Here is a 14662-nt window from a genome sequence, read left to right on the forward strand (position 1 = left end):
ATACAAAAATAGTATAAATTTTTAGAGTATTTATTATAACAACTTTATTTATACAACGAAAAAAGTCAAAATATACTATAATTTTGAAAATTTATAATGGGTCTACATCTATCTCAATTTTTACCGAACGGTAGGCTTGAATTTGTCTTATTCTTTCTAAAGCCGATTTAATATAAGATTTTATATTTCGGGTAGATTTGGAGGAAGGCTGTTTGATTAGAATTTTATAAATAAATTGGTTGTTTATACGAGGGATCATCCCTTCTTCAGGACCTAATAATAAAGGAGATTGTATATAATGTTTTAAATAATCACCTACATAATCGGCCACTTTTTTTGCTTTTCCTTGATTTTTATGTTTAAAAGTAAGTTCTATCAAACGATAATAAGGCGGGAATAAAAATTCTTTCCTTTCATTTAAAATAGCCTCCTTAGCCAGGTCATAATTATTTTCTCTAACAAAAACATACAGGGGGTTATCCGGATCAAAAGTCTGTATGTATACATTTCCTTGTTTTCTTCTTCCTGCTCTCCCACTAACTTGGGTCAGTAATTGTATTGCTCTTTCTTCTGCCCTAAAATTTGGTAAGTTCATCAATGAATCTGCACGGATTACTCCAACCAGCTGTACCTTATCAAAATCTAATCCTAATAATAAAGGAAGCGGGAAATTGTATTATTGTAAACTCAATTCACTAATACGCTCTATGGCAAAATGTTGAATAAATAGTTAAAATCATGTTGATGAATATCAAGCTTAAGCTTACCTTGCTCTTGAGAATAGCTAAACATAAGTTCTGTAGGATTCGTGTCAAGTCTAATGTCACAATATTGACTTTTATCTTCATCATAATTAATTTTATAAAAATATATCAATCCTGAGCATCTGGGTACCAACAGATATTCTCAACAACATAACCCTCAACCCATAACGCATCGCCCCAAACAAAACCATCTGAATAACTACATGTTATTCCATTAAAATAGTTCACCTAGATAAAAAGTCTCTGCATCAATATTATGATCATCGTCAATCATTACATAATCAATTTTTAACAAATTTTGAGATTCAAAAAAACAATCCTGATCGACACTAATTTTATCGGCAATAATTTGATAGACTTTATACAAAAGTTATTCACGATGAGCGTAAGCCAAACTATTCAATAAGGTATCATTTAAAAAATAGTACCCATCCATAATGCGTAAATGACTTAACGCTACTCGTACTAACCTAATAATTTCTGCTTTATTTCAACTTGATAAGCGTGGATAGCGTTGTTGCACGGTCTCCTCTGGTGAGAGTATAAGCTCTATGTCACAATGCAATTGAGATTGTAAAGTGACTAATAATTCCCATAATAACTGATTCCGATTATCTAACACCTTTTTAGCCTCAGCCTTTGCTTTATCATCCAATTCTTTACGATCAAAATCATATGCAATACCTTCTTTAATTGTTAATTTTTTTAAATGACTAAATTGAGCAAGTTTTTCTAATAATAACGGGATCGGGAAATTGCATTGTCGTAAACTCAGTTCACTAATACGCGCTAATGGCAAAACGTTGAATAGATAGTTAAAATCGTTTTGATTAACATCAAGCATCAATCTGCCTTGTTCTTGATAATAACTAAACATCATTTCAGTAGAGCTTGCATTTAAACTGATGTCACAATGTTGCTTCGCTTGTATCGAAAATAACCATGTTAATAACGCATAGTTACGCTCATCACACTGTTGTTGTTTAATCTTTCGCTCTTGTTCGGGCAGGTTTTGTAGATCATAACTAAGTAGACCTTCCTCATCAAAAGAAAGCGATGTTAAATGTGGCAAATTCATTAATGGCGATAATACCGGTAGTGACAAATATTCAGTTAATAATTGTAATTTCTTAATGGATTGAAACGAACTATGAGCAACAAAATAGTTAAAGTTCTCATCACTTGCGAGATTAAGCAAAATATCATCAGCCAATGGGTAATAAGCCAGTAATTCGGCTGGATTATTTGCCGGTAAAGGTAAGTCTTCTCGCAACGCTAATTTGGCTAAACTCGCTATATTTGATGCATTTAACACACATGATTTAATTTGATTTTGATCATTTAACGCTAATCTAAAACGATTTTCAGCATCGATATTCCCTTTTCTAATATTAACACTCTTAAGTTGTTTATAATGCCACTCAAATTGACATTTATCTTCATGATAATTGGTTTCATAAAGATATATTAATCCCGAACCATCAGGATACCAACAGATATTCTCAACAATATAACCATCAACCCATAACGCTTCGCCCCAAACAAAACCATCTGAATAAGTATAAGTTATTCCATTAAATAGTTCGCCTTGATAAAACATCTCTTCATCAATATTATGATCATCGTCAATCACCGCATAATCAATTTTTACCAAACTTTGGGATTCAAAAAAACCATAATCCTGCTCGGCACTAATTTTTCCAGCAATAATTTGATAGACTTTATACAATTGTTGATCGCGATGGTCGTAAGCAAAGCCGTTAAATAAGATATCATTTAAAAAATAGTACCCATCTATAATGCCTAAATGACTTAACTCTACTCGTACTGGTAGGGTTATTTCTTTATTTTCTTTAATATTATTCACTTAATTTCTCCTAGATTAGCGTGTATAACGTTGTTGCACTTTTTCATCCGATGGCAGTATAAGCTCTATGTCACAATGCAATTGAGATTGTAAAGTGACCAATAATTCCCATAATAACTGATTCCGATTATCTGATGCTTTCTTCGCCTCAGCCTTTGCTTTATCATCCAATTGTTTACGATCAAAATTATATACAATACCTTCCTCAATTGTTAACTTTTTTAAATGACTAAATTGAGCAAGTTTTTCTAATAATAAAGGGATCGGGAAATTACGTTGTCGTAAACTCAGTTCTCTAATACGCGCTAACGGTAAAACGTTGAGTAGATAGTTAAAATCATTTTGATTAACATCAAGCATCAGCCTATCTCGTTCTTGGTAATAACTAAACATCATTTCAGTAGAGCTTGCATTTAAACTGATGTCACAATGTTGCTTCGCTTGTATCGAAAATAACCACGTTAATAACGCATAGTTACGCTCATCACACTGTTGTTGTTTAATCTTTCGCTCTTGTTCGGGCAGGTTTTGTAGATCATAACTAAGTATACCTTCCTCATCAAAAGAAAGCGATGTTAAATGTGGCAAATTCATTAATGGCGATAATACCGGTAGTGATAAATATTCAGTTAATAATTGTAATTTCTTAATGGATTGAAACGAACTATGAGCAACAAAATAGTTAAAGTTCTCATCACTTGCGAGATTAAGCAAAATATCATCAGCCAATGGGTAATAAGCCAGTAATTCGGCTGGATTATTTGCCGGTAAAGGTAAGTCTTCTCGCAACGCTAATTTAGCTAAACTCGCTATATTCGATGCATTTAACACACATGATTTAATTTGATTTTGATCATTTAACGTTAAACTAAAATAATTTGCAGCATTGATATTCCCTTTTCTAATATTAACACTTTTAAGTTGTTTATAATTCCACTCAAATTGACATTCATCTTCATGATAATTGGTTCCATAAGAACGTATTAACCCGGATCCATCAGGGTACCAGCAGATATCCTCAACAATATAACCATCAATCCATAATGATTCAATCCAAACAAAACCATCTAGATATTCATAAGTTATACCATTAAGTGGTTTACCTTGATAAAACATCTCTTCATCAATATTATAATCATCCTCAATCACTGCAAAATCAATTTTTACCAAACTTTGGGATTCAAAAAAACCATAATCCTGCTCGGCACTAATTTTACCGGCAATAATTTGATAGACTTTATACAATTGTTGATCGCGATGGTCGTAAGCAAAGCCGTTAAATAAAATATCATTTAAAAAATAATACCCATCTATAATGCCTAAATGACTTAACTCTACTCGTACTGGTAGGGTTATTTCTTTTTTATCTTTAATATTATTCACTTAATTTCTCCTTTTCGTCCAGTATGAATAGTAATTTGAGGGTCTAAAAATCAGAAAATAATTCTTTTTTAGTTTTTTCATAACATATAGGGGTATATAAATTCTGATTACAAGAACATAAATAAAAGAAATGTTAATGTCTTCAAATATACTTTATTAATCTTTTTGAATAATATCATAATTATATGCTATAGTTTTATCTAATTTCTTAGGTTTTAAATTTGGATAATTACTTTCTTCTTTATTAATATACTATTTTGCGATTTTTACACTTTCTCCCCCTATGGTTCGTATAATTTTTCCTCCTTCCACTTTTTGTTATTGTATGAGTTTATACAAAAATAGTATAAATTTTTAGAGTATTTATTATAACAACTTTATTTATACAACGAAAAAAGTCAAAATATACTATAATTTTGAAAATTTATAATGGGTCTACATCTATCTCAATTTTTACCGAACGGTAGGCTTGAATTTGCCTTATTCTTTCTAAAGCCGATTTAATATAAGATTTTATATTTCGGGTAGATTTGGAGGAAGGCTGCTTGATAAGAATTTTATAAATAAATTGGTTGTTTATACGAGGGATCATCCCTTCTTCCGGACCTAATAATAAAGGAGATTTTATATAATGTTTTAAATAATCACCTACATAATCGGCTACCTTTTTAGCCTTTCCTTGATTTTTATGTTTAAAAGTAAGCTCTATCAGACGATAATAAGGCGGATATAAAAATTCTTTTCTTTCATTTAAAATAGCCTCCTTAGCCAGATCATAATTATTTTCTCTAACAAAAACATACAGGGGGTTATCCGGATCAAAAGTCTGTATGTATACATTTCCCTGTTTTCTTCTTCCTGCTCTCCCACTAACTTGGGTCAGTAATTGTATTGCTCTTTCTTCTGCCCTAAAATTTGGTAAGTTCATCAATGAATCTGCACGGATTACTCCAACCAGCTGTACCTTATCAAAATCTAATCCCTTAGTAACCATTTGAGTTCCAATTAAAATATCGATTTCATGCAAAGACATCTTTTCAAATAAAATTTCATAGGCATGTTTTTTTCTCATAGTATCTACATCCATCCGAGCTACACGTACCTCAGGAAATAAATGATTAATTTCTTCTTCTATTTGCTGGGTCCCTATTCCTTTGGTTTCTAAAGCATGAGAATGACAGTGAGGGCAAACTTCGGGAAGCGCCCTAACATACCCGCAATAATGACATTTAAGTGTAGAAGTTACTTTATGATAGGTAAGCGAAACATCGCAGTTGGGACAACCGGGAGAATGACCGCATTCATTACACTCAACAATAGGCGCAAATCCTCTCCTGTTATGAAATAAAATTACCTGATTTTTATTTTCTAAACATTGGCTGATTTTTTCTTTTAATTCATATGATATATTGGGTGCAGCTAATGGTTTTTTTAAATCTATCATTTCTGTTTCCGGAAGATGAATATTTCCAAACCTTTCATTAAGCTCTACCCAACCAATTTTTCCCTGTTCATGATTATAATAACTTTCCATAGAGGGAGTGGCCGATCCCAGTAACACTTTAGATTTGAAAAATGTTGACAGAATTTGCACACAATCGCGGGCATGGTAAAACGGACGAGTATCATTTTGTTTATAAGAACTGTCATGTTCTTCATCTACAATAATAAATCCTAAATTCTGAAAAGGTAAAAATATAGATGAACGAGCTCCTATAATAATTTTATGACGGTTAAGTAATGTGTTTTTCCATACTTCAACCCTTTCATTCGGGTTAAGTTTAGAATGATATATACCAACTTCATCCCCAAACCGTTTTTGTATTTTTCCCACTAATTGAGTAGTAATAGAAATTTCCGGAAGCAGTAATAAAGAATTTACCTTATGGTTTAAAAATTTATCTATCAATTGAAAATAAATTTCAGTTTTTCCTGAACCGGTTACTCCATGTAATAAAACTGTTTCAAACTTTATGAAATTATTTTCAATATCTTTTAACGCCTTTTGCTGTTTTTCAGACAAAAGATAAGAATCTTCAATATTATCATCATATTCTTCTCTCCTATCAACTTCTAATTGGAATTCGAACAAATATTTTTTTTCTATTAATGCTTTTACTACAGATTGAGAAGATTTTTCTACTAATTCTCCTTTTTCAATATAAGTGGTTCTTTGTTGTTGTAGCTGTATAAATATTAAGAGTGCTTCTCTCTGTTTATGAGCTTTACCAATTTCCGTTAATGCTTTTTTGAAAATTTCAGAATTATCAAATTCAGGATTTAATCTAAGGTAAGTTATTTTCTTAGGTTTATATTTTTCAATAATTTGTTCATCAGTTTCAATTAATCCTTTTTCAAACAAAGATTTAATTACAGGAATAATATTTTTTTTAGCAAGAAAAGCTTCTATTTCTTTTAAATTTACCGATGTTCTTACTTCCAGGCTTTGCATAACGAAAGTTTCCTTATCATTTAGATCTTCCCAAGGAATATTTTTCAAACTTTTTCGTATGAACGTTTCACTTTCTAATTTTAAAGCAGAAGGAAACGCATTTCTGTAAACATCTCCTAAAGAACACATATAATAGTCTGCAATCCAATTCCAAAATTTTAATTGATTTTGTGTTATCATTGGAAAATCTTCCAACAAAGAATAAATTTCTTTAGTAGTATATAATTCAGGCTTTTTATTATGTATTTCTGCCACAATTGCCGTATATAGTTTTTTTCCTCCAAAAGGAACTACTACTCTTTGCCCGACTTTAATTTGATTTTGTAATTCTTCAGGAACTTTATAAGTAAAAGTTCCTTCTAATGATAAAGGTAATATTACATTTACAAAATTCAAACCGTCTTATTTTTACTTTTCAAAGGTAAGGTTTTTTAGATTTATTAAGGCAAATAGTAAAAATATGACTTAACAAAAAAATAATATAAATTAGAAGATATTAATATATTTTTACGTTAAAGTTTTTATCTTTGGGCAAAAGACTTTGGTATGAAAAAATTTTCACTAGTCCTATGTGTATTTTTAGGCTCTCTATATATGATAAAAGCCCAATCTATAAATGATATTCCTATAAAAAATATAAATACTCAATACATACAAATAGTGGGTACTTCTAAAGCATTTAGTGATAAAGTAAATGTAGAAATAGATTTTGGTCAAATTTTTAAAAATTTAACTCATAAAAATACTTCTGTAATAAAAAATTCTAAAGGGGAAGAAATTACTTTTGATTCTATGATTGATGCATTAAATTTTATGTACGAAAATGGTTTTGAATTTATAGATTCATTTATTACCGTAGGAAGCCAAAATATTTATCATTATATTCTAAAAAGAAAAGAATAAAATTTAAATTATTTGAAAGTACATAGACATTTTCCCTAACTAATTGTTAATTTTAGTCAAATAGAAGGTTACATACAATAACGAATTTATATTCGAATTAAATTATTTTTTTTAATAATAATTTAAAATCCAATTTTCATAATTATAAATAATATTTTGTATTAAAAATATGGGTTTAATCAGCTCATAAAAATATTTCTTTTCAATCCTGAAAATTTAGTTCTTTTAATAGCCGATTTTTTAAATAGTTTGTTAAAAGTAGTTTCTTCTAAATGTATCCAGTCCTTTTTAGTGAAATTAAGTAAATGCGGTGCGGGTTGAAATTTTTCCTCTGAATTGGGAGTTGAAAAACGGTTCCATGGACAAACATCCTGACATATATCACAACCAAAGATCCAATCATTCATTTTCCCATTAAATTCTTTACCTATTTCATCTTTTAATTCAATAGTTAGATATGAAATACATTTTTTAGAATCTATTATCCTTGGTTCATTTATAGCTTGGGTAGGGCAAGCATCTATACATCGGGTACAGCTTCCACAATGGTCAGTTTTAAAAGGATTGTCATATACCAATTCTAAGTCACAAATAATTTCAGCTAAAAAAAAGTAAGATCCTTTTTTCTTAGATAATAAAAGTGAGTTTTTTCCAATCCATCCTATTCCAGATTTTTGAGCCCAAGCACGTTCCATTACAGGAGCCGAATCGGTAAACACACGATAGGCAAAATCTCCTACCATCACTTTAATTTCTTCAACCAATTTCAACAATTTTTCACGAATTACAATATGATAATCCTCTCCGTATGCATATTTGGCTATTTGGTAAGTTTCCGGATTTTGTAATTTTTTAGGAAAATAATTATAAGAAAATGTAAGAACAGATTTTGCCTCCTCTACTAATAAAGAAGGATTTAATCTTTTATCAAAATGATTTTCCATGTATTTCATTTTTCCATGGTACTCATTTTTAAGCCATCTTTCTAAATTAGGAGCTTCTTCTTCTAAAAACCCGGATGGAGAAATTCCACATTCCAAAAAAGATAGTTCGTAGGCTCTTTTTTTTATAAAATAGGTTAATTGTTCTTTATTCAATGGAAAAAATTATTGACAAAAATACTAAAGGATCCTAAATTAAACAATGTAAGATCCTTTATATAATATTTACAATTCTTGAAATTTTTATTTAATATTTATTCGTTTTCCTTCGCTATATGCAGACATTTCCGGTGCATACATATTTTGTAATTGGGTAATGCCATTAGAAAACTCTCCTTTATTGTTGGCACGTAAATCATATTCAAAATTATAGATACCTTTAGGTAAAAATTCAAAAAAGAAATTAGTGGCCGCATCTCTTGTACTTTCGTAATATCCTACTCTATTTTGAAATTTATATCCAGATAAAACATTTACAGGTTCGAACCCGGAAGCACGCATATCTTTTATATGTATATACTGCATATCTCTATCTACTTTTATGATTAATTTAACGGTTACCAAATCTCCAACTTTAATGGAATTTTTATTGGTGATAAGCTGTAACTGTTGTCCTTGATTTGTATTTATTTTAAGAAATAATTGTTTTTGCATTTTTATGTTAGTATCTGTTTGAGTAATTTTATCTAAATCTTCAAAATATTGCCAGTATATTCCTCCCCATGCTACTCCAGGTGAGTTTTTTTCTACTTTCACCACACCCATTTCAGGTTTTATCTGTTCTGCATTCCAAGATTGTTTAATATATCCGGAAGCTGTTTCAATAGATGAATTTACACTAGGAAACAGTTGAGTATTTCCAACCCAAGCATTTACCCCTTTTTCCGAATCAGTCCAATCTTTACCAAAATTCATAAGTGCATATACAGCATTGGTAGTTGCTTTAGTTGAATTCCAAGCATTTGTTTGCCGATTTTTTAACAACCATACTTTCATCTCTTCTACAGAATGAACATCAGAAGGTGTAATTTCAGAAAATGCTTCAATTAAGCGGGCTTGTGTATCTATAGGAGCCTGGTACCAATACCATCCTGGTTGATTATCTTTCCAATACATACCCATTTCATCACTTTCCACAGAGGTTTCCTTTATATTTTGTATTATTTTTTTTGCAGATTCTGAATATCCATATCGATTTAATACTAAAGCAGTCATAGCTTTAGATTGCAAATCATAATTTTTGAAAAATACAGAAATATCTTTAGTAATATCCTTTAGATATTTAGTAATTTGTGTAGGAATCTTATATTCATCTTTCCAAAAACTTCTTACATAGTAATATTGGATTAAACTTTTTCCATCTATTTTTTGTTTTTGTTTTGATTGTGAGTTAATATATTTTATAGTTTCTTGATCTGAGTAATCAATTGCTGATTTTATTACATTTTTTAATGAAGGAAGTAAATAGCTATTTGCTTTTTCTTTTAACATAAACTTCAATTGCCCAAAACCTAAAATTATATGTTCGGTAATATTTGAACTGGACGAACCGCCTTCAAACCAGGCAAATCCTCCATTTTCATTTTGTCTTTTTATAAGCTTATTCTGAGCCTGTTGAGTTTCATTTTTCATTTGATTCAGATCAAAAAATAATGCTATACGTTTTTTTTGCTCATTTTCATTCTCTGCATTTTTTATCCAAGGAGTTTCTTCTAACAAAATATTTTTAAGCTCTTGATTTTTCTCTAAATTGGAAATGTTAATACCAAGAGTATTCCAATTATCAAACACTTTTTTAATTTTTGGAGAAGAATTAATAATATAACTGGATAGTATATTTCCATACAAACGGCTAAATAATTGTTCAGAACATTCATATGGATATTCCCTTAAATAGGGTAAAGACATAACTGCCAACCAGATTGGATTTGTAGTAAGTTCTACTGAAAGGTTAAAATTCTGTAAAGATTTAGATTGATTCATAATTAATTTATCTATACGGAATTCTTTGGTCTGATTTTCTTTAATACTTATAGGAAGTGTTTCTGTAACCAGCATTCGGTTAGTTAACACCGGGAGTATATTTTCTTCTCCGTCAGAAAATCCACCAGCCTTTGCAACAATTCTGTAAGTAACAGCCTGTATATTTTTAGGAACTTTAATATTCCAGCTTATTTCTGTATTTTGTGACGTATCTGCTTGAAATGTCTGTGTAGAATTTGAATTTAAAAACTCAGCGTCTACCGAATTATTATTAAGAGCATCCCACAAAAGAAGTTGAGCCTGACCGGCAAGTTTTTTAGAAGACAGATTCGTGATTTTTGTACTGATTGTAATTTCATCTCCTTCACGCAAAAAACGTGGTACATTAGGAACCACCATCAGTTCTTTTTGAGTTTGCGTATAAAATTCTGCCGTTCCTGATTTTAAATCCTGCGTATGTGCCAGAATTAATAATTTCCATTTGGTTAGCGCTTCAGGAGAAGTAAATGATAATTTTACATTTCCATTTTTATCTGTATACAAATTAGGGTAAAAAAAGGCTGTTTCCTGTAAATTTGTTCTAATTTGAATTTCGGAAATTTGTGGAGAGGGTTTAACAGGAATTGGCGGATTAACTTTTGTCTTTCTTTCTTCTAAACTAGACAATTCTATCTTGTCTACTCTCTCCTCTGCCATATCTTGAGTCTCATCCATCATTGGCCGCGATACCGCCAACTGAGCTACATCACCCCAACGGGAAAAATAAATGGGAAAGTCTTTTATATTTACTTCTTGAGGAATTCGATGTGAGTAAGATTTATAATTAGTATTTAACGTTAGAGATTTACTTTTATATCCAAAAATTAAATGATTATATAAGATACCATAAGGAGAATATCCCCATGGAGAGAAAGAAAAGGTATTAGATTGAAACTGATCTAGGGAAGCATCATACATGGTAGCCAACACTTCGGCGGTTACTTTATCTTTATCAGCACCGCTTACTGTTAATTCCCACTTTTCTTCTGCTCCCGGAGTTATTTTATCTCTAAATACTTTAGTAGTGATTTTCAGATCCTTTGGCTGATTTAGAATTTGAACAGCTAATGTTTGATTTCTATAACCATTTTCTTTTATTACATATGCGGTAACAAATAACCCGTCTTTTACATATTCCTGATTAGCCTGTAAACTAAAAGAACCTTTACCCCCTTTTAATAATATATCTTTATGTATTATCCATTTTCCTCCTGATTCTATGTGTAAAATACCTGTAGCTCCTTCTAAATCTGATAATAAATTTAATGTAATGGTTTCTCCTACTTTATAAGATTTTTTATCAGTATGAATTGAAAAAAACAGATTATCTGTAGATTTTAAAGTTTGATTATCTAATATTTCAATCACTTTTTGGGTTTGTATACTGTCTTCTCCATATAAAGTGGTTGCCTGTATTAAGTAATATCCGCGAGATAATGACTCGGTTATTGCTACAGTATCAGATTTTTCGGTATTAAAAAAATAAGAAATTTCTTTTCCCTTTTTCCACAGCGCAGGAGTTTGTTCCTCTTTAGAATAAGGTAAATGAGGAAAATATTGATTGAAAGTTTTTTCATCATATAATTGATATTCAGGAATATCATCTATTTTATTGGGTAAAATAATCTTTTTTGGAGCTATTAATTCAATAATATTTATATTCCCTTGAGAAGGCAATTTTACATCGTTCAAACTAGTTGAACTAATAATTATTTGCTTAAATTCTTTCTGAGAGGCTTTTTCTGGTATTTGTAAGTTCAGTTTTTTTGGCAGATCTCCGATTGTAATTTGAGTTTCTGTGGTATGAGTTTCTCCGTTTATATCTGTAACATCTGCATATATAGTATAAATATAAGTACGATAGTCTTTCTTCTCTAATGCTTTTTTAGATTTTGCTGTAAAGAGTATATTAAACTTACCTTCTCCATCGGTAATAGTTTCTCCTTGTTGTATTGTTTCTACAATGGAAGGTATAGAATAATACCACCAATAATATGGGAATATTTCTTGTCGTTCTACTCTATAAACTACTTTAGCATCTGATATGTAAGTCCCTGAAAAAGATAGAGCTTTACCTGATGCTTTTATTTCTTTATCTAAAGTATATTCACCTTGCGGCTTTTCAAGTATAACTTCAAATTTTGGGCGTTTATACTCTTCTACAGAGAAATAATGATTTGAATATGCATAATCTGAATCTAGATAATAATTTCCTGTTAAACCTCCTTGAGGAAGAATAAATTCTCCAAAAACACTTCCATATTCATTAGATACTAAATCTAAGGTAGACACAACTTCATTATTGGGATTATATAGTCTAAAAGTAACTTTTTGATTTTTTGTGATTAAAGATTTTTCTTTATCAACGGTGAATAAAATTGCTTTGAAATAGACCTTTTGACCTGGTCTGTATATAACTCGATCTGTAAAAATTGAAATATTATTATTCTTTGAAAAACTATTATCATCTCTTCCATAATAATAATTACTGGATGTGAGAGGAATATAAGAACTAGATTCAGAATTATAAATATAAAAAGTACTATTTTGATAATATCCAGTATCTTTCTTTAAATTCGGAAGTTGTATAAATCCATTTTTATCTGTTTTTAAATTAATAGGGTCTGATAATATACGGGGTTTTTTGTCTGTATAGTTTAATTTCTCAAAAAGTTTTATAGAAATATTGGATAAAATTTGACCCGTTTTTCTGTTAACCAGCTGATAAGTAGAATTATCTTCTGATGCTGTCCTTATTAAAGACCAATTGTTTACCATAAAATAAGATGTTCCCAATAGATTACTATTTTTATCATTTTGAGGTATAAAATTTACAGTATTAGCAAATTCAATTTTATAATTTCCCTGAGGTAAACCTTCTAATCGTACTATGGTAGAATGATCTGAAAAATCATCAAAATGTTTTAAATCTATATTCCCTTTTTTTATTATATTTTTAGTATTAGCAGAGAATATTCCCGTATCAATAACACTATTTTTTCTTGTTATCAAAGAAAATTCTGTGGGATTTACTTCATAGATTCTGTAATATATTTTATCGAGATTTCGAGCGGTCACCGTAACAGGAATATTTTCATTGGGTAATAAAGTCTGATCGAAATTTACAGAGAATGTGGGCAATTGCAAAGAATGTTGCAAATTCACACAATTGGTAGACCATTGGTTATTTTTTTGATCAGCAACATGATTACAAATTTCAAATGCCTTTACTTTATCAGTATTTAAAATATTATTTGCTGCAGCGTAATATATATATGCAGAAAAGTCATTTTTAGGATATTTTTTTGCTAACCTGAGCAATTCTTCAGTTTTTTCTTCTGTTGGAATATCTTTTTCTATAACTTCTTTAAGTTCTGAATTAAGATACGCAGATTTTTCAACATCATTTTGGTGATATTTAATTATATCTTGGAAAAGAGAATTTTTAATTTTTTTATTTTGCTCATTAAATTCAGTATTATTATCTATGTAGGCATTTTTAGATAAAAAATCTATGTATCTAAATACTAACACATCATACATTGTCGGATAAAGAATAATATCATCATAAGTAGTCAGGATTTTTTTCCAATTATCTGTTTTCTCATTTTGTAATAATTCTTTATTATTGATAGACTCTTTATATAATTCAGAACTTTTTTGCAATAATTGCTTGGTTGTCCAGGTTCCAATGTCATCGGAATTATCTTGAGATTCTGTAATATTCATCCGAGACCAACGCGATTGATCTGCATATTCACTATAAAGTTTAGCCAACATAGATTGCAATATAGCTTTGGTAACTCCTTTACTAGATGAAATTTCTTTTTCAACATCTAAAATAATAAGTTTAAAAGAATCATTTTCATTATCTTCAGTAGTTTCAGATATTATTTTAGATTTATAAATATAAGATTGAATAATTTCTATAGTGTTATTTTCTTTTTTTGCATGATTATAAATTTTATCAATTTCCGGTAATAATGATTTTACCTCTCCTTTTTGAGCTAGAGATTCTATCTCTTTCCATTTCTGTTGATAATTAAAATCTTGTGCCATAATCATATATGGAATTGAAATTAGTAATAAAAAAAATAGCTTTTTCATACTTTTTTTGTTAGGTTATTAAATGTACTGATTTATGTCTAAATATTATAATAATAGATACATTAAACATTAAAATTCCATAAAATTTTATATAAAAATTAATTTATAAAAAATGGAAATCAGATCATGAGTTAATTTATTAATTAAAAATATATTTAAAATATTAACATAAACAGATTATTTACTTTATATTATTAAATATAATCAATTATTTCTATATATA

At 29.5% G+C, this 14662-nt stretch carries 8 protein-coding genes; 1 reads left to right on the forward strand and 7 read right to left on the reverse strand.

Going from position 1 to position 14662, the window contains the following annotated elements:
* Positions 1-91: 91 nt before the first annotated feature.
* The 5 genes from C4S77_RS08060 to priA all read right to left on the reverse strand — a co-directional run bounded on the left by C4S77_RS08060 (position 92) and on the right by priA (position 6862).
* Entirely contained in the window at positions 92-595 is a 504-nt protein-coding gene (locus C4S77_RS08060) for a primosomal protein N' (protein ID WP_105247110.1), read from the reverse strand.
* 383 nt (positions 596-978) lie between these two features.
* Positions 979-1131: a hypothetical protein gene (locus tag C4S77_RS13045; RefSeq protein WP_181042851.1), complete on the reverse strand. Its 153-nt coding sequence runs from the start codon at positions 1129-1131 to the stop codon at positions 979-981.
* Positions 1132-1254: 123 nt separating this feature from the next.
* On the reverse strand, positions 1255-2631 hold the full coding sequence (locus C4S77_RS08065; RefSeq protein WP_105247111.1) for a hypothetical protein: 1377 nt from the start codon (positions 2629-2631) through the stop codon (positions 1255-1257).
* Between the two features lie 15 nt (positions 2632-2646).
* Positions 2647-4014: a hypothetical protein gene (locus tag C4S77_RS08070; RefSeq protein WP_105247112.1), complete on the reverse strand. Its 1368-nt coding sequence runs from the start codon at positions 4012-4014 to the stop codon at positions 2647-2649.
* Positions 4015-4438: 424 nt separating this feature from the next.
* On the reverse strand, positions 4439-6862 hold the full coding sequence (gene priA / locus C4S77_RS08075) for a replication restart helicase PriA (RefSeq protein WP_105247113.1): 2424 nt from the start codon (positions 6860-6862) through the stop codon (positions 4439-4441).
* A 150-nt stretch (positions 6863-7012) separates the two neighbouring features.
* Here priA and C4S77_RS08080 point away from each other — a divergent pair, with 150 nt between their 5' ends.
* On the forward strand, positions 7013-7369 hold the full coding sequence (locus C4S77_RS08080; RefSeq protein WP_146106071.1) for a hypothetical protein: 357 nt from the start codon (positions 7013-7015) through the stop codon (positions 7367-7369).
* Between the two features lie 179 nt (positions 7370-7548).
* Here C4S77_RS08080 and queG read toward each other — a convergent pair whose 3' ends face one another.
* Together queG and C4S77_RS08090 are read right to left on the reverse strand one after the other, a co-directional pair.
* Complete coding sequence (queG, locus tag C4S77_RS08085; protein ID WP_105247115.1) at positions 7549-8466, reverse strand: tRNA epoxyqueuosine(34) reductase QueG; 918 nt, start codon at positions 8464-8466, stop codon at positions 7549-7551.
* A gap of 87 nt (positions 8467-8553) precedes the next feature.
* Entirely contained in the window at positions 8554-14439 is a 5886-nt protein-coding gene (locus tag C4S77_RS08090) for an alpha-2-macroglobulin family protein (protein ID WP_105247116.1), read from the reverse strand.
* Positions 14440-14662: the final 223 nt, after the last annotated feature.

Origin of the sequence: Apibacter adventoris, from assembly GCF_002964975.1 — a bacterium.
Classification (GTDB): domain Bacteria; phylum Bacteroidota; class Bacteroidia; order Flavobacteriales; family Weeksellaceae; genus Apibacter; species Apibacter adventoris.